Genomic DNA, 17,660 nt, shown 5'->3' with positions numbered 1-17,660 from the left:
TCGTCGGCAGCATCAGGCACGGAGCCAGGAGGCAGTTTGAAGGGCAGCTTTGGCTGCCTTCGAATTCTACACGAGATAGAACACCGCTAGCTCACCGGAAGCCGTGTGACTTTGGAGGGGCGCCGGTACCGCCTGATGAGGTCCGGGCTGGCGAGGTACAGGGCAAGCACCAGCACGGTCGCGGCCACGCACAGGGCGACGACCGGAAGAGGCGCAGTGGCGGCGGCAAAGCCCAGGATGATCACGGCGGCGGTGCACACCGTGACAGTTGCTGCAGACTGGAGGTGCGAGAATCCCACGTCGGTGAGCCGCTGGTATACATGCTCCCGGTGCGAGGCGTACCACCGCTCCCCTGCCTTGATCCGGCGCAGCAGGGTGTAGCCGGTGTCCGCGGCGTACACCAGGACTGGTGAAAGAACGTATTCGACATAGACGCCGCCGAGGAAGCCGGCTACGGCGAGGGCGGCAATCGAGGCACCCAGCAGGTAGCTGCCGACGTCGCCAAGGAAGACGGAACCGCGGCTGAGGTTCCATGGAAGAAAACCGAGGAATGCCGTGGCCAGCACCAAACCACCGGCCGCGAGCCATGGCTGTCCGGACAGCCAGCCGGCCGCGGCATAGGCAGCCCCGGCTGTCACCCCGTGCAGGCCCGAAATGCCATTGACGCCGTCCATGAAATTGGCGATGTTCACGTAGGCCGCGATCGCCACGGCAGCCAGCGGCAGCCACCAGAACGACTGTCCTGTCAGTGCGATGAGCACCGCCGAGCCGACGGCCCCGATGCCGAGCTGGGCGCCCGCGCGCCCGCGGATGGACATGCCGCGCAGGTCCTCGGCCCACCCCACGGCTGCGCACGCGGCAATGATGCCAAGCACGACGGCGAATACTGAGCGGTCCACTGTCACGACCCCCAGCAGCACCGCAGCGGCATAGCCAAGTGCTGTTGCCAGGGCCACGGCGACACCCATGCCGCGGATGGTCGCATTGACGTGCGATGAACGGGCGGAAGGAACATCCACCACGCCCATCCGGACCAGCCAGGGCTTCACGGCAAAGGGAAGCAGCAGGCTGGCCAACAGCGTGATCCCGGCCACCAGGGCCAACGGCATCATGAGGCCACCCGGATCTCACCGGCGTCGTTGGCCTCATCATCGGGGATGGCGGTGATATTGGCGCCTTGTTCTGCCTCACAGCGGGCCAGCCAGACGTTGAGGTCAAGCTTGTCCGGGTCCTGCTCGGTGGCCTTGGTGTGTGAAATCTTTGGGTGCAGGGGCCGCTGGTCCCGTTCACCGCTGCCGACCAGCACTTCGTGCAGCTTCTCCCCCGGCCGCAGCCCGGTGTAGATGATTTCCACGTCCTTGCCCGACATGGCAATCATCCGCTGCGCGACATCCAGGATGCGGACCGGTTCACCCATGTCCAGGATCAGTACGTCGCCGCCGGTACCGATGGCACCTGCCTGGATCACCAGCTGGCATGCCTCGGGGATGGTCATAAAGAACCGTGTGACATCGGGGTCGGTGACGGTGACGGGACCGCCTACACGGATCTGCTCGGTGAAGAGCGGCAGCATCGAGCCGCGGCTGCCCATGACGTTGCCAAAGCGGACCGACACGAACTTGCTGCCGGTCTGGCCTGCCATCCAGGCGGTAAGTTTTTCCGCCACCCGCTTGGAGTGGCCAAGGGCGGTGGTGGGGTTGGCCGCCTTGTCGGTGGAAATGTTCACAAAGTGCGAGACACCGGCCCGCTGGGCAGCACGCAGGACGTTCAGGGTGCCGCAGACGTTGGTCTTCCAGGCCTCCACCGGATACTGCTGCAGCAGCGGCGCGTGTTTGAGGGCGGCGGCGTGGAAGACCACTTCAGGGCGCCGGTCCTCGAAGATGTTCTGCAGTGCTTCAGCGTCGCGGATGTTGGCCAGCACTGTGTCCCGGCCTGCCAGCAGGCCGTGGCCGGTGATGGAGATCTGGGTTTGCTGCAGGCCCGTCTCGTCGTGGTCCAGCATGATCAGTTCCGCCGGCTCGAACTGGACGATCTGCCGGCAGAGCTCGGATCCGATGGATCCGCCGGCGCCGGTCACCAGAACCCGTTTGCCCTTGATGTATCCCGCAATCTCGTCGACCTTGATGTCCACCGGCCGCCGGCCGATCAGGTCCTCGACCGCCACCTCGCGGAAATCGGAAAAACCGGCAGGTGCGCCGCCGCCCAGCATGTCCCGCAGCGGGGGAAGCACCAGCACACGCACGTTCAGGCCCGCCACGGCATCGGAAATGCGCCGGACTACGGAGGCCTCGACGTTGGCGAAGGCCAGGACCAGGACCGAGGCGCGGGTGCGGCGGATGATGGCCGGCAGGTCATCGCCGCGGCCCTGTACCTGGACGCCGGAGAGCCGCAGGTGTTTTTTGGCCGGGTCGTCATCGACCAGGCCCACCGGGAAGTACGGGGAATCCGGATCCTGCAGCATCCGTGTCACCAGGGAGTTGCCGAGGAATCCGGCGCCGTAAACCAGCGTGTTTTGTGCCCCGTCCCCGGGCCGTGCCTTGCCTTCCACATAGAGCCTTTTCGCGTACCTGGCGGCGCACATAAAGAGACAGGCGAAGGGAAAGGCGATCAGGCCCACGCTGCGGCCGATGCTGATGGCTTCGTAGAGCACCAGCAGGCTTGCAGTGATGGTGGCGGCGACAATGACGGTGACGAAGACCAGCGCCTTGGCCTCCTGGAAGCTGCCGAAGGGATACCGGCCGCGGTACAGGGCGAGGGAGTAGCCGGCCAGCATCTGGGCCACCACCGCGATGGCAGCGATAACGACCGCTCCGGCGAACTGTTCCATCCGGATGCCCATCTCATAGCGCAGCAGCAGCGCCAGTCCGATCGCCACAACCCACGACATTGAGTCCAGGAAGAGCTGGATCCAGATCCAGAGTGCGGGTTTCTCGTCCCGTACGGCGGCAGATGCCTGCGTTTCTGATTTTGTACTCAACGAAAGATGCAACCGACTTCCAATACCACGGCGGCCAGGCGCCTGTTTCAAAATACCCCGCCGCAAGACCGTCGGACGGCGAAGGGGCCTAAGACGATACTAATTGCTTCGGGTTCCGCTGCCCGGATATGCCGGCAGCGGCGGCATGGGTTCCCAGCCCCTGTCCGCCAGGATTATTCGTGATTCACGCCATCCCTGCCAGAGTGCGCCCGCCCCCTTGAGGGTCCTCTCGACCAGGACCAGGCGGACAAGTTCCTTGAGGAAGGTCAGGGCGGTGCCGGCTGCGAAACCCGCCCGGTTGAATTTGCCGTATGCCCGCAGGTAGTGCGCCACATGCCCGCGGTTGCGCATCACATAGCGGCGGCTCAGGTCGGAGGAATCATTGAGATGGCGCAGTCCCAGGTCCACCTGCCGCTGCGCGCGGACCTTTTTGATGACAAAGGCATTGACGTACACCACCGGTGTTTGCTGCGCGGCAAGCCAGCCGTAGACCAGGTCGTCCCAGGTGATGAAGAAACGGGGATCCGGCAGGCCGATGCTACGGGCAACGGAAGCATGGATAAGCATGCCTTCAAAGTTCCCTACGTTTGTATGGAAGACCTCAGAGTGCCGGAAAACATCGCGCGAAACCGGAAGGAAGATGCCCAGCGCCTCGACGAAATGGTGCTGCCAGAAGAACGGCTTGCCGTTGGCGTCGTACCGGCGGCCGATGAGGCAGGAGTACTCCGGCGTGAACTTCTCCAATGCCTCCACCGCGCCGGGCAGAACCTCGACGTCGTCATCCATCAGCCACAGCCATTCGGCCCCGGACTCCAGTGCCAGCTCCACGCCGCGCGAAAACCCGCCGGCCCCGCCAACGTTCCGGTCAAGCCGTTCGTACTGGATGGGCGGCCCGCCGGCTTCGATGGCCTGGGCGACCACGTCCGGAGTGTGGTCGGTGCTGGCATTGTCCACTACGAGGATCCGCGCAGGGGCAGTGTCCAGCCGGGCGAAGGAATCGAGCAGGTTGCGCAGGAATTCTGCCCGGTTGTAGGTGACGACGACGGCGTAAAGGTTCTCCACGGGTGCCTAGCTGTTTGCGGACATCAGTTCCGCGGGCGAGCCGAAACCCTTGCCGCGGAAGCCGATTGAATAGGCCCTGAACCAGTGCGCCAGGCCTTTGAGGTCCCCGGCTTTCAGGAAGTAATAGGGGAAGCCGACGACGTCCGCGCTGAACCAGCGCAGGTTCCGGTACTTGCGGGTCAGGTAGCCCCGGTTCCGGAAGTAGCAGTAGCGCTTGAACTCACCTTCGGGGATCACGGGGGTGATGAATCCGCCGAACACCGGTTTCATCTCCGTCCAGGTGGCGGGATGCTGCACCGCGACGGTGGCGAGGGTGCCGTACTTCAGTCCTGCTTTCTTGACGCGCGACAGGAAATCAACCTCGTCGCCGCGGATGAAGAACTTAACGTCGGGGATGCCTATCCTGTAGAAAACTTCGGTTTTGATCAGTGCACCGTTGAAAAAGTGCACCATGTCCGGAAGGTAGCCCATGGGCGCCAGCCGGGACCTGTCGTTGGTCAGCAGCCCGTTGATGCGGAAGTTGAAGGAGAGCCGGTTGGGGTCGGCGGTGGCGGCCACCAGCGGGCTGACAATGTCGAGTTGGTGTTCCTCAGCGGTGCGCAGCAGTTCGGCCAGGCAGGTGGCGTCCTCGGGGTGGCCGTCGTCGTCCATCATCCAGATCCACTCGGCGCCGCTGGCCATGGCCGCCAGGATGGCGTAGGCGAATCCTCCTGCGCCGCCGAGATTGGCTTCGGAGCGAAGGTAGTTGATGTTCTGCGCTCCCCCGGCATTGACGACGGCGGTGGCCGGGTCAGTGCCGGAGTCCACCAGGGCGATGGAGTGGATGGGCGCTGTCTGCGCCGCCAAACCCTTCAGGAGGAGGGCAAGCTCCTCGTGGCGGTCAAAGGTTACGGCCGCGACGGCCACTTTGGGCTGCATGTCAGATCCCCGGGAGGTTGTCGGTGCTGTTGACGGCACTGCTGCCGGCGGCGGGGCGGGCGCCGTCCTCCGGTGCATCCGATGCCGCAGAAACCTTCGGGGCCTCCGAGGGCTCCGGAACCTCCGGTTCTTCTGCAACCATGGGAATTTCGCCGAGTCCCAGGACGCCGGGAACATGCTCCCGGAGCTGGTCCAAACTCACGGCACCGTTCCGGACCACGCGCAGGCGGGGGCCGGTGGCGTCAACAATGGTGGACGGTACTGCAGCAGCACCGTCGAGGGGACGGACGCCGCCTTCAAGGTAAACCTCAACCGAATCGGCCAGCTGTTCGCGCGCTGCGGCGGCTGTCTGCCCGGGAGCATGGCCGGTGCGGTTGGCGGAAGAAACGGCCAGCGGCCCGGTGAGCGTCAGCAGTTCCTGGGCGATCTCATCATCGGGCATCCGAAGCGCCACTGTGCCTTTGGTTTCGCCAAGATCCCAGTCCAGCGACGGCTGGGCATGCAGGATGAGGGTCAGGCCGCCGGGCCAGAACGCTTCGGCAAGCTTTCGGGCGTCCGCCGATACGTCAGTGGCCAGCCCGTCGAGGGCGTTGATGCGCGGAATCAGCACGGGCGGCGGCATGGTGCGGCTGCGTCCCTTGGACACCAGGAGCATGGTTACGGCCTGTGGGGAGAAGGCATCGGCGGCAATCCCGTAGACCGTATCGGTGGGAAAAACTACGCATTTCTTCTCGCCAATGGCCCGCTGGGCGTGCTCAAGTCCTTGGGCGCGCTCGTCGTCGCTGGTGCAGTCATAGGTTGTGGTCACTGGCTTATTCTTTCATTCCCTGTGGTCCGGTTCCGTCAGCAGGGCACTGGTGGCGCGCTCCTTGCCGTTGAGGTCCCGATGCGTGCTGATGGCGGTCCAGTTCCCTGTCCGTGCCAGCATGGCCGAGATCCAGCCCGCCTGGACTTCGGCGTGTTCCATGACAAAGTAGCCCCCGGGTACCAGTAGCCGGGCAGCCGAGGCGGCTGCCGCCGTCGGAAGTTCCATGCCGTCCGCTCCCCCGCCGTACAGTGCTTCCGGAGGGTCGTGCAGGGCCACTTCGGGCTCAATGGGGACCGCTTCGGCCGGGATGTAGGGCGGGTTGGAAATGACGACGTCGAAGGTCCCGTCGAGTTCCGGCAGCGCGTCCCGCAGGTCCCCCAGCACGAGACGGACGCCCAGGGGGGCCAGGTTCTTCGCCGCCCAGGCGTGGGCGAGGGGGCTGAATTCCACCGCATGCACTTCCGCTCCGGGCACTTCGTGGGCGATGGATCCGGCAATGGCGCCGGATCCGGTCCCGAGGTCAACAATCCGCGGATTCCGCATGCCTTTGACGTGGTCGATGACCAGCTGAACAACGGATTCGGTTTCCGGCCGGGGTACAAAAACTCCGGGCCCCACGGCGAGTTGGAGGTAGCGGAAATGCGCCACTCCGGTGATGTGCTGGAGCGGTATTCTGCTGGCACGCTCCGCCACCAAAGCCGCGTAACCCGCAGGCACAGGGGTATCACCGAGCATCAGGGCACGCAGCCGGCCCAGCCCGACGTCCAGCAGGTGGTCGGCGAGCAGCTCGGCGTCCACCCGCGGGCTGGGTACGCCGGCCTCGCGCAGAATACCCGTAGCTTCGCTGACGGCATCTGCGAGGGACTGGCCTTGACCGAGTGTCATGCGCTGTATTCCGGGACGCGTCAGTCGCCGATGGCGTCCAGGCGGGCCTGTTCGTCCATCTCGATAGCGGACTGGATAACCGGTTCCAGATCGCCGTTCATCACCTGGTCCAGGTTGTAGGCCTTGTAACCGGTGCGGTGGTCCGCAATCCGGTTTTCCGGGTAGTTGTAGGTGCGGATGCGCTCGGACCGGTCCATGGTGCGGATCTGCGATTTCCGCTGGGCAGAGTTTTCCGCGTCAATCTGCTCCTGCTGGTGGGCGAGGATCCTGGCCCGCAGCACGCGCATGCCGGCTTCACGGTTCTGCAGCTGCGACTTCTCGTTCTGCATGGCCACCACGATGCCGGTAGGCAGGTGGGTGATGCGCACAGCAGAGTCGGTGGTGTTCACGGACTGGCCACCGGGTCCGGACGACCGGTATACGTCGATCTTGAGGTCATTCTGGTTGATTTCAAGTTCTTCGGGCTCATCCACTTCAGGGAGGACGAGAACGCCGGCGGCAGAAGTGTGGATGCGGCCCTGGGACTCCGTCACGGGAACGCGCTGCACACGGTGCACGCCGCCTTCGAACTTGAGCCGGGCGAAAACGCCCTCCGCCGGATCGTTCGAGCTGCCCTTGACGGCAACCTGCACGTCTTTGTAACCGCCAAGGTCTGATTCCGTGGCGGAGATGATTTCCGTCTTCCAGCCGCGGGACTCCGCGTACCGGGTGTACATCCGCAGAAGGTCGGCGGCGAACAGGGCAGCCTCATCGCCGCCTTCACCGCCCTTGACCTCGAGGATCACATTGCGGGCGTCGTCAGGGTCGCGGGGAATGAGCAGGCGCCGAAGTTTGGCAGCCGCTGCTTCCAGCGCCTCCTCCAGCTCGGGCACCTCAGCAGCAAACTCGGGATCCTCGTCAGCCATCTCCTTGGCAGCAGCGAGGTCATCACGCAGGCCTTCCCACTTGTGGTACGCCTCTACAATCCCATTGAGCTGAGCCGAACGCCGCCCAAGCTTCCGGGCAAGCCGCTGATCAGCATAAACAGCAGGATCCCCCAGCTGCGCCTGGATAGCATCATGCTCATCAAGCAGGCCCTGTACGGACTCAAACATATTTCAAAACCTCTTTCGACTTGTACAAGTCTAGTAACAAACGGGAACGTGCCGCGGCTGGTGGGCTTAACGACGAAGCCGCACAGATTTTTCCGCCCCGGGAGTGGCATCGGGCCTGCCGGAGCTGGGAGGCTAACGATCGAAGATCGGAAGCCTCCCAGCGTAGGGGCGGGGGCGGAAAAATCTGTGCGGCGTCAGCATCGGGGCAGCAGAATCAGCCGCTGACCGAAGCGTTACTTGTCGTTATCGGACTTTGCACCAAGCGTCGTCTTCTGGACCTGCATGAGGAACTCGACGTTGCTCTGGGTCTCCCGGATCTTGTTGGTCAGGAGTTCAAGGCTTTGCTGGGTTTCGAGTCCGGAGAGGACGCGGCGCAGCTTCCACATGATCTTGACTTCCTCGGGGGAAAGCAGGTTTTCCTCGCGGCGGGTGCCGGACGCGTTGACGTCCACGGCCGGGAAGATGCGCTTGTCTGCCAGCTGGCGGGACAGGCGGAGCTCCATGTTGCCGGTGCCCTTGAACTCTTCGAAGATGACTTCGTCCATCTTGGAACCGGTCTCCACGAGAGCCGTTGCCAGGATGGTGAGCGAGCCGCCGTTTTCGATGTTGCGGGCCGCACCAAAGAAGCGCTTGGGCGGGTACAGGGCTGCGGAGTCGACACCGCCGGACAGGATGCGGCCGGAGGCCGGTGCTGCCAGGTTATAGGCGCGGCCCAGGCGGGTCATGGAGTCCAGCAGGACCACCACGTCCATGCCCATTTCCACGAGGCGCTTGGCGCGTTCGATGGAAAGTTCGGCCACAGTGGTGTGGTCGTCGGCCGGGCGGTCGAAGGTGGAGGCAATAACCTCGCCCTTGACCGTGCGCTGCATATCCGTGACTTCTTCAGGACGTTCGTCAACGAGCACCATCATGAGGTGGACCTCAGGATTGTTGGTGGTGATGGCGTTGGCGATGGACTGCAGGATGAGCGTCTTGCCGGCCTTCGGCGGGGAGACGATCAGGCCGCGCTGGCCCTTGCCGATCGGGGCAACCAGGTCAATGACGCGGGGGCCGATCTTCTTGGGGTCGGTCTCGAGGCGCAGGCGCTCGGACGGGTACAGCGGTACCAGTTTGGCGAACTCGACGCGGTCCTTGAGTTCTTCCGAGGTCTTGCCGTTCACGGACGTGACGCGGACCAGGGCGTTGAACTTCTGGCGGGCCGACTGCTGGCTGCGGTCTTCGCCGTCGCGGGGAGCGCGGATGGCGCCAACCACGGCGTCACCCTTGCGCAGGTTGTACTTTTTCACCTGGGCGAGGGAGACATACACGTCGTTCGGGCCAGGAAGGTAGCCGGAGGTGCGGATGAACGCGTAGTTCTCCAGCACGTCCAGGATGCCGGCAACCGGGAGCAGGACGTCGTCCTCGGTGACCTCGACGTCGTCGACGTCCGGTCCCTGGGCGCGTCCACGGCGGCGGTCGTTGCGGTCCCGGAAACGGTCGTTGCGGGAGTTGTCCCGGTCCTGGCCGCCGGAGCGGTCATTCCGCTCGTTGCGATCGTTGCGGTCGCGGCGGTTTCGGCGGTTCCGGCGGCTGCCGCCGTCGGCGTCGTCAGTGTCACGGTTGTCCTCCCGGCGGGCGCCTTCACGCTGCCCTGCCTCGCGGCTGCCGGCGTTGTCGCGGCCGCCGTCGGCGTTCTCGCGTGCGGCGTTGTCCCGGCCGCGGGTGCGTCCACCTTCGCGGCGGTCCGTGCGCTGCCCGGCGTCGCCGGCTTCGGCTTCGGTCCGCTCGGCGGCCCGTTCTGCCGTGCGGTTTTCGGTGTTGGCCTGCGCTCCGGCGGGCTGCTCGGCGTCGGCCTGTTCTGCCGGTGCCTCCACACCTTCGGCGCCCTGCGGCGCTGCTGCGGCTGCTTCGCTGCGGCGGCGGTTGCGGGTGCGCGGCTGGCGGCGCTCGGCAGTGCCTTCAGCAGCTTCTGGAGCCTCAGCGGCGGCGGGAGCCTCCACCGGAGCTGCGGGGGCGGCTTCGGCAACAGCCGGTTCGGCGGCTGCAGGGGCTACGACTCCGTCGCTGACGGCGCGGCGGCTGCGGCCACGGCCGCGGGCCCGCGTTCCCTCGGCAGGAGCCTCGGTTGGTTCAGCAGCCGCTGCGGGGGCGGACACTGCCGGGACAACGGCCGGGGCGGATACGTTCTCAACAGCCTTTTCCGCTGCCTTGGCCGGGGCCTTGGTCATAGGGGTGCCGGCGCGGTGTGCGGAAATGGCTGAAACCAGGTCCCCCTTGCGCATCCGGGAACCGCCGGAAATCCCGAGCTGGCTGGCAAGCGCCTGCAGCTGGGCGAGCTTAAGGCCGGCAAGCCCGCTGCTCTTGGCGGGTGCGGCCGGTGATTCGGCAGCAGAAGATAGTTCCACAGCTGGCGACAGCTCAGTGGTTTCGGTCACGAAGGATCCTTCCCCCTCGACGGCGTCCAGACTGGGAGCTGGACGCGATGATTTGATCTGGGCTGCAGTTCAGATCTGCAGCCGGATTGTTCGGCCTTGCCGGTTGGATATCGGCCAGCAGGGCCGGATACTAATTCACCTTGCGCTCCGCCCATGGCGGGACGCAGGACTGACGCTTTAGGGGCAGTTTGTGTGCTGCAGATTCCTGCGACAGACCAAGCAGGCGGCACCGGAATAGATTGCGCAGTAAAAGACCAAGCGGCAACTAGTGCAATAGCAGATCAGATAGGCGTCAATTACCGCCGGTGCAACTCCACCTTAGCACCTTCGACGTCCACTGCGAGCTTCAGAACACGCCACCCAATTTCCGGCGCGTTCACGGCGGTGAACTCTTCAATGAAGGCAACGACGGCGGCCGCATCAGCCTGTCCATTGGCCAGGACCAGCACGGTGGGCCCGGCACCTGAAACCACTGCCGCGTGCCCGGCCGCCCGGAGCGCCGAAATCAGGGCGGCGCTTGGGCGCATGGCTTCTGCACGGTAACTCTGGTGGAGGTAGTCCTCCGTGCCGGCCAGCAGGAACTCGGGCTTTCTGGTTAAGGCATGGATCAGGAGTGCCGCACGTCCGGAGTTCATAGCGGCTGCATGATGACCAATTGAGGCTGGAAGCAGCGCACGTGCGGTCTCGGTCGACAGTTCGAAATCGGGAACCGCGACAACGGGAACCACGGTTTCACACACTGTCGCGCTGGTGCTGCTGTACTGGTCACTGTCCTGCCATGACAGCGCCAGTCCGCCGAAAATGGCAGGTGCCACGTTGTCCGGATGCCCTTCGAGTTCGCTGGTGAGCTGAAGGATCCAATCCTTCCCGCGGCGGCTTGCCTCGGGAACCAGAGCGTTTGCGGCGGAAACGGCTGCCACTACTGCCGATGCGGACGAGCCCAGCCCCCGTCCATGGGGATTGACGTTGTCAGCGGTGACCTTCAGCCCGCCGTGGCGGAACCCCAGCCGTTCGAAAGCCGCTTCCATGGCCCGGATGACAAGGTGGCTCGCGTCCCGGGGAAGGGTGTCTGCGCCTTCGCCCCGAAGGTTGAACAGGAGTTCCTCCGATTCAAGGCTCTCCACTGTGAGCGTGTCGTGCAGGGCCAGGGCCAGGCCCAGGCTGTCGTAGCCGGGGCCAAGGTTGGCCGACGTGCCCGGTACCCGGACCGTGACGCTTTGCCCGGGTTCAATAAGCTGCAGTCCGACGGCGGTCTGCGAGGTGGCGTCCAAAGCTATTTTTCTTCCAGTCCCAGCTCAGCTGCAACGGTAACCACGTCATTGGAAACCTTGACCGGCTGCACATCGCTGCCGTCCTCGGTGCGCAGGGCCCACTGGGGATCCTTCAGGCCGTGGCCCGTGACGGTGATGACGATGGTCTTGCCTGCGGGAACCTCACCTGCGGCGTGCTTCTTGAGCAGGCCCGCGACGCCGGCTGCCGAACCCGGTTCAACGAAGACACCTTCACGGGAGGAGAGCCAGCGGTGGGCGTTGAGGATTTCCTCATCGGTCACGGCATCGATGAGTCCGCCCGATTCGTCGCGGGCACCAATGGCACCCTCCCAGGACGCCGGATTGCCGATCCGGATGGCGGTGGCGATGGTGTCTGGTTCGGTGATGGGGTGGCCGGCGACGAAGGGCGCGGCACCCGCTGCCTGGAAGCCCCACAGGGCCGGGGTCTTCGTGGAAACGGCGGGAAGGGTGCCGGCAGTTGCGGACTCAAACGGAACCGCGTACTCCTTATAGCCCTTCCAGTAGGCCGTGATGTTGCCGGCGTTGCCCACCGGAAGCACGTGGATGTCGGGGGCGTCACCCAGGGCGTCGACGATCTCGAAAGCACCGGTCTTCTGCCCCTGGATGCGCGCGGGGTTGACGGAGTTGACCAGGAACACCGGGTAGGACTCCCCCAGCTTCCGGGCGATGTCCAGGCAGTTGTCGAAGTTGCCGTCAACCTGGAGGAGGGTGGCGCCGTGGGCGATGGCCTGGCTGAGCTTGCCCATGGAGATTTTGCCTTCGGGCACCAGGACCGCGCACTTCAGGCCCGCGGCCGTGGCGTAGGCAGCAGCGGAGGCGGACGTGTTGCCGGTGGAGGCGCAGACTACGGCCTGGGCGCCGGATTCGACGGCGGCGGTCATGGCCATGGTCATGCCGCGGTCCTTGAAGGAGCCGGTGGGGTTCATGCCTTCCACCTTGAGGTACACCTCCGAGCCCGTCAGCTCGGAGAGTTTCTGCGCGTGCACCAGGGGGGTGCCGCCCTCGCCCAGGGTAATGACCCGGGTGGACTCCGTCACGGGCAGACGGTCAGCGTATTCGCGGATAACGCCGCGCCATTGGTGAGCCACTTAGACTCCTTCTACCCGCAGAACGGATGTAACTGAATTGATGACGTCGAGGCCCTTCACAGCCTCAACGGTGGCCGCAAGGGCGGCCTCGGATGCGCGGTGGGTGACAATCCGCAGTTCGGCCGACTCCACATTGGAATCCGCATCCCGGTGGATAGTCTGCCGCATGATTTCGATGGAGACGCCGTGCTCGGCGAACAACTGGGCGATTTTGGCCAGCACGCCGGGCTGGTCCGCCACATCAAGGCCGATGTAGTAGCTGGTCACCGCAGCATCGATGGGCAGGGCCGGAACGTGGCCAGTGGTGGTTTCCGTTCGCTGGGGCCCACCCAGGACCAGGCGCCGGGCAGCTGAGACAAGGTCGCCGAGGACGGCGGACGCGGTAGGGGTGCCACCCGCGCCCTGGCCGTAGAACATCAATTCGCCGGCGTTCTCGGCTTCGATAAACACAGCGTTGAAGGCGCCGTGGACGGCAGCCAGCGGGTGCTCCCGGGGAAGGAGCGTGGGGTGCACGCGCACGGAAATGCCTTCGGCGCCGTCTGTGTCAGTGCCTCCGGCGGGAAGCTTTTCAGCGATGGCCAGCAGCTTGATGACGAAACCGGCCTCCTTGGCCGCGGCGATGTCAGCGGCGCTGACTGAACTGATGCCTTCGCAGTGGACGTTTTCCAGAGCGAACCGGGTGTGGAATGACAGTGTGGCCAGGATGGCCGCTTTGGCGGCTGCGTCGTGCCCTTCGACGTCGGCCGTCGGGTCCGCTTCCGCATAGCCGAGCCGCTGGGCTTCAGCGAGGGCATCGGCGAACTGGGCGCCGGTGGAATCCATCTGGTCCAGGATGAAGTTGGTGGTGCCGTTGACAATGCCCAGCACCCGGGTGATGCGGTCGCCGGAAAGGCTGTCGCGGATGGGGCGCAGGATGGGGATGGCGCCGGCCACGGCAGCTTCATAGGACAGCTGCACGCCCGCCTTGTCCGCCTCTTCGTAGAGGGTGGGTCCGTCCTGGGCCAGCAGGGCCTTGTTGCCGGTGACCACGCAGGCGCCGTTTTGCAGCGCGGAGAGGATCAGTGTGCGGGCCGGCTCGATGCCGCCCATCAGTTCGATGACCAGGTCTGCGTCCTTGACCAGGGTCTCGGCGTCGGTGGTGAAGAGCTCCTGCGGCAACTCAACGTCCCGCTTGGAGTGGACGTTGCGCACGGCGATGCCGGACAGCTGCAGGCGGGCGCTTGTGCGGGCGGCAAGGGCGTCGGCGTCTTCAATGAGAATCCGCGCAACCTGGGCCCCAACGTTGCCACAGCCCAGCAGGGCCACTTTCAGGGTTCGCAATTCAGACATTCAGGCTCCCATGTCGCGGTTCAGCAGATCTTCTTCGGTTTCCCCGCGGACAATCAGCCGGGCAGATCCGTCGCGCACCGCGACAACGCCCGGCCGGGCCAGATAGTTGTAGTTGCTCGAGAGGGCCCAGCAGTAGGCGCCGGTACCCGGTACAGCAAGCAGATCACCGGCTGCCACGTCCTCGGGCAGATATACATCTCTAACAACTATGTCGCCGCTCTCGCAATGTTTGCCCACCACGCGGGACAGCTGAGGCCCGGCGGTTGACGTGCGGGAGGCCACGACGGCCGAATAATCCGCGTCGTAGAGCACCGGCCGGGCGTTGTCGCTCATGCCGCCGTCCACCGACACATAGCGGCGCGGATACGTAACGTTGCCGGCAGCGTCGGATGCATCCTGGCCGGGCGCATCCACGCGGACGGTCTTGAGCGTACCCACCTCGTACAGGGTGAAGGTGGTGCTGCCCACGATCGCGCGCCCCGGTTCGATGGAGATCCGGGGTGAGTCAATGCCCAGTTCAGCGCAGGTGGATCGGACGACGGCGGCCATCGCCGCCGCAATCTCTGCTGCGGAGCGGGGGGTGTCCACCGGGGTGTAGGCAATGCCGTAGCCGCCGCCGAGATCAAGTTCCGGCATGACGATGGAGTACTTTTCCTGCATGGCGGCGAGGAAACGAAGGAGCTTCTCCGCCGCCAGGGCGAAACCGTCGGGCTCAAAGATCTGGGAGCCGATGTGGCAGTGCAGGCCCAGGAGCTCGATGCCGGGGTGCGCGGATGCGGCCGCTACGGCTTCTTCGGCAGCAGACAGGCCGGCCTGCTCCGTGGTGTCTGCGGCCATGGAGAGGCCAAACTTCTGGTCCTCGTGCGCGGTGGCGATGAATTCATGCGTGTGAGCGTGGACGCCCGGGGTCAGCCGCAGCATGACTTTGGCCTGTATTCCGCGGGCCTGGGCTATGTCGCCCACCCGCACCAGCTCGGACAGGCTGTCCACAACAATCCGGCCGAGTCCCATGTCCAGGGCACGGTTGATCTCGCCGTCGGACTTGTTGTTCCCGTGCAGCGCCAGCCGCTCACCGAGAATTCCGGCGCGTGCAGCCACGGCCAGCTCTCCCCCGGAGGACGTGTCCAGGCGCAGGCCTTCCTCCTCAACCCACTTCACAACAGCGGTGCAGAGGAAGGACTTTCCCGCGTAGTAAACATCGACCCCGCCGCAGATGTCAGCGAAGGCAGCATCAAAGGAATCCTTGAAAGCCCGTGCCCGGGAGCGGAAATCGGCCTCATCCAGGACGAAGAGGGGTGAGCCGAACTGCTCCTTAAGCTCCTGGACAGTGAGCCCTCCCACAGTGAGCGCGCCGGCGTCGTTGCGTTGCACGCTGCCCGCCCACATCGGTTCCTGGAGGGCGTTCAGGTCAGCGGGCACCGCGAGCCACTCGGGTGCCAGCGGCGACGCGGTCCTGGTGGTTTCTACAGACATTTCCGTCACATCCGTTCCGGCGCGGAAACGCCAAGGAGGTTAAGGCCGTTGGCCAGCACCTGGCTGGTGGCGTCGTTGAGCCACAGGCGGGTGCGGTTGACATCAGTAACCGGTTCGTCCCCCATGGGCGCGATGCGGCAGGCGTCGTACCAGCGGTGGTATGCCCCGGCGATGGTCTCCAGGTGCCGTGCCACGCGGTGTGGTTCACGCAGTTCCGCGGCCTTTGCCACTACCGATGGGTAGCTGCCCAGGTATGAGAGCAGTTCGTTCTCCGTGGCGTGGTCCAGGAGGGAGGCGTCGAAGCTGTCGGTGCCGTCCACACGGCGTTCCACGCCGGCGTCGACGGCGTTGCGTGCTGCGCCGCGGGAGCGGGCGTGGGCGTACTGCACGTAGAACACAGGGTTCTCGTTGCTGTGCTTCTTCAGCAGCTCCGGGTCCAATGTCAGCGGCGAGTCCGCCGGGAACCTAGCCAGGGAGTAGCGGACGGCATCTTTGCCAAGCCAGTCGATCAGGTCCTTCAGCTCAATGATGTTGCCTGCGCGCTTGGACAGCTTGGCACCGTTGACGGAAACCAGCTGGCCGATCAGCACCTCGATGTTTACCTCGGGATCATCCCCGGCGCAGGCGGCGATGGCCTTGAGCCGGTTGATGTATCCGTGGTGGTCGGCGCCGAGCAGGTAGATCTTTTCGGTGAAGCCGCGGTCCTTTTTGGACAGGTAGTAGGCTGCGTCGGCGGCGAAGTACGTGGGCTCGCCGTTGGCACGGATCATCACCCGGTCCTTGTCGTCGCCAAAGTCAGTGGTGCGCAGCCAGACAGCACCGCCGTCGTCGAACACGTGGCCCTGCTCGCGAAGGCGGGCTACGGCACTTTCGATGGCGCCGGCGTCGTGCAGTTCCTGCTCGGAGAAGAACACGTCGAACTCAACGCCAAAGTCGGCGAGGGTGGCCTTGATGTCCTTCATCTGTGCCTTGTAGGCCGCGGCGCGGATGACCGGAAGGGCGGCAACTTCGGTCAGTTCGCGGATGGCGGGGTGCTCGGTGAGGACCTCGTGGCCCAGGTCTGCGATGTACTGGCCCGGGTAGCCGCCGTCGGGCACGGGCAAACCGTGCAGGCGGGAGTACACCGAGTTGGCAAAGACGTTCATCTGTGACCCGGCGTCGTTGATGTAGTACTCGGCCGTGACGTCGGCACCGGAAGCGCGCAATACCCGGGCGATGGCGTCGCCGAGGGCAGCCCAGCGGGTGTGCCCGATGTGCAGCGGGCCGGTGGGGTTCGCAGAAACGAATTCCATGTTCACCGTGTGGCCGGCGAGCGCGGTGTTCGTTCCGTACTGCTGGCCGGCTTCAACGATGGCCTTGGCGAGGGCGCCGGCTGTTGCGGCGTCAACGGTGATGTTCAGGAACCCGGGCCCTGCAATGTCCACGGCGGAGACGCCGTTGATCGACTTGAGCCGTGCACTTAGTACGGTGGCGAACTCGCGCGGGTTGGTGCCTGCCTGCTTGGCAAGCTGCAGGGCGATGTTGGTGGCCCAGTCGCCGTGGTCCCGGTTCTTGGGCCGCTCCACGCGTACCTCGTCTGGCACTCCTGATGCTGAAAGGGCAATCTCGCCGGCGGCGACGGCGTCTTTCAGGCAGGCGGATATGGCGAGGGAGAGTTCTTCGGGAGTCACCCCTCTAGCCTACCGGGGGCCAGTGACAGCAAAAGAATTGGGTAATTGTCCGGAGCCGTAGGCATTCCACAGGAAATCCACAAGGCACTTGCAAAGTTGAACCAATACGCTGGGTTCAACGTTGACACCAGCGTAAGCACCGTCCCAAACACTTAATCGAAATGAGTGCCTTTATGAGACCGTCAGTCCGCAAGAGTGTTTTCGCCGGAATCGCCGGCCTGTCCCTCGCCGGAACGGTAGCCGGGTGCGCCCCGTCCGCCACTGAGAGCACGCCGGCAGCCCCCACGGGCGGCGCGGCAGCAACCTCCGCGGCAACCCCGGCTGCAGAAGCTTCGCCGCTGGCCACCAGTGGCTCCAGGTACAAGGACGGCACCTACAGCGCCGACGGAAACTATGTCTCCCCAAACGGCACCGAGACAGTTGGCGTGGAACTGACCCTGGCTGAGGGCACAGTGACGGACGTCAACATCACACAGCATCCGTCAAACCCGAACACCCGCAAGTACCAAGGTGAATTTGCCGGCGGAATTGCAGCGCAGGTGGTGGGGAAGAACATCGACGAACTGAACGTGTCCCGGGTAGCTGGCTCCTCTTTGACCAGCGGTGGCTTCAACCAGGCCGTGGAACAGATTAAGTCGCAGGCGCAGTAG

General features: G+C 64.9%; 14 protein-coding genes. 1 reads left to right on the top strand and 13 read right to left on the bottom strand.

Features of this window, described 5'->3' with window-relative positions:
* Nucleotides 1–86: 86 nt before the first annotated feature.
* The 13 genes from AC5RT4_RS15975 to argS form a co-directional block, all read right to left on the bottom strand.
* Nucleotides 87–1,112 (bottom strand): MraY family glycosyltransferase, encoded by a 1,026-nt coding sequence (locus AC5RT4_RS15975; RefSeq protein ID WP_494106429.1) that lies wholly within the window; start codon nucleotides 1,110–1,112, stop codon nucleotides 87–89.
* On the bottom strand, nucleotides 1,109–2,887 hold the full coding sequence (locus tag AC5RT4_RS15970) for a polysaccharide biosynthesis protein (protein WP_494040155.1): 1,779 nt from the start codon (nucleotides 2,885–2,887) through the stop codon (nucleotides 1,109–1,111). The genes AC5RT4_RS15975 and AC5RT4_RS15970 overlap by 4 nt, the downstream gene beginning before the upstream one ends.
* 189 nt (nucleotides 2,888–3,076) lie before the next feature.
* Nucleotides 3,077–4,039 (bottom strand): glycosyltransferase, encoded by a 963-nt coding sequence (locus AC5RT4_RS15965; protein ID WP_494106428.1) that lies wholly within the window; start codon nucleotides 4,037–4,039, stop codon nucleotides 3,077–3,079.
* A 6-nt stretch (nucleotides 4,040–4,045) separates the two neighbouring features.
* The gene (locus AC5RT4_RS15960; protein WP_494040053.1) at nucleotides 4,046–4,957 is read right to left on the bottom strand and encodes a glycosyltransferase; all 912 of its coding nucleotides are present in this window, start codon (nucleotides 4,955–4,957) and stop codon (nucleotides 4,046–4,048) included.
* 1 nt (nucleotide 4,958) lies between these two features.
* On the bottom strand, nucleotides 4,959–5,765 hold the full coding sequence (locus AC5RT4_RS15955; RefSeq protein WP_494106427.1) for an L-threonylcarbamoyladenylate synthase: 807 nt from the start codon (nucleotides 5,763–5,765) through the stop codon (nucleotides 4,959–4,961).
* A gap of 12 nt (nucleotides 5,766–5,777) precedes the next feature.
* Nucleotides 5,778–6,650, bottom strand: coding sequence for a peptide chain release factor N(5)-glutamine methyltransferase (gene prmC / locus AC5RT4_RS15950; protein WP_494106426.1), 873 nt, complete (start codon nucleotides 6,648–6,650; stop codon nucleotides 5,778–5,780).
* A gap of 20 nt (nucleotides 6,651–6,670) precedes the next feature.
* Nucleotides 6,671–7,744, bottom strand: a complete 1,074-nt coding sequence (gene prfA / locus AC5RT4_RS15945) for a peptide chain release factor 1 (RefSeq protein WP_494040056.1) — start codon at nucleotides 7,742–7,744, stop codon at nucleotides 6,671–6,673.
* Nucleotides 7,745–7,977: 233 nt separating this feature from the next.
* Nucleotides 7,978–10,158 (bottom strand): transcription termination factor Rho, encoded by a 2,181-nt coding sequence (gene rho, locus AC5RT4_RS15940; RefSeq protein ID WP_494040057.1) that lies wholly within the window; start codon nucleotides 10,156–10,158, stop codon nucleotides 7,978–7,980.
* A gap of 296 nt (nucleotides 10,159–10,454) precedes the next feature.
* Nucleotides 10,455–11,429 (bottom strand): homoserine kinase, encoded by a 975-nt coding sequence (thrB, locus tag AC5RT4_RS15935; protein ID WP_494106425.1) that lies wholly within the window; start codon nucleotides 11,427–11,429, stop codon nucleotides 10,455–10,457.
* A gap of 2 nt (nucleotides 11,430–11,431) precedes the next feature.
* Nucleotides 11,432–12,538: a threonine synthase gene (gene thrC, locus AC5RT4_RS15930; RefSeq protein ID WP_494106424.1), complete on the bottom strand. Its 1,107-nt coding sequence runs from the start codon at nucleotides 12,536–12,538 to the stop codon at nucleotides 11,432–11,434.
* Nucleotides 12,539–13,867 (bottom strand): homoserine dehydrogenase, encoded by a 1,329-nt coding sequence (locus AC5RT4_RS15925; RefSeq protein ID WP_494106423.1) that lies wholly within the window; start codon nucleotides 13,865–13,867, stop codon nucleotides 12,539–12,541.
* Entirely contained in the window at nucleotides 13,868–15,340 is a 1,473-nt protein-coding gene (gene lysA, locus AC5RT4_RS15920; protein ID WP_494106422.1) for a diaminopimelate decarboxylase, read from the bottom strand. It lies immediately after the preceding gene.
* Between the two features lie 5 nt (nucleotides 15,341–15,345).
* Complete coding sequence (argS, locus tag AC5RT4_RS15915; RefSeq protein ID WP_494106421.1) at nucleotides 15,346–17,010, bottom strand: arginine--tRNA ligase; 1,665 nt, start codon at nucleotides 17,008–17,010, stop codon at nucleotides 15,346–15,348.
* A gap of 173 nt (nucleotides 17,011–17,183) precedes the next feature.
* On the opposite strand from argS, the gene AC5RT4_RS15910 reads away from it, so the two are divergent.
* The gene (locus AC5RT4_RS15910) at nucleotides 17,184–17,660 is read left to right on the top strand and encodes an FMN-binding protein (RefSeq protein ID WP_494106420.1); all 477 of its coding nucleotides are present in this window, start codon (nucleotides 17,184–17,186) and stop codon (nucleotides 17,658–17,660) included.

The organism is Arthrobacter sp. sptzw42 (genome assembly GCF_059089685.1).
Note: the sequence above shows the minus strand (reverse complement) of the source record. Positions and strands in the feature narration are given on the sequence as shown.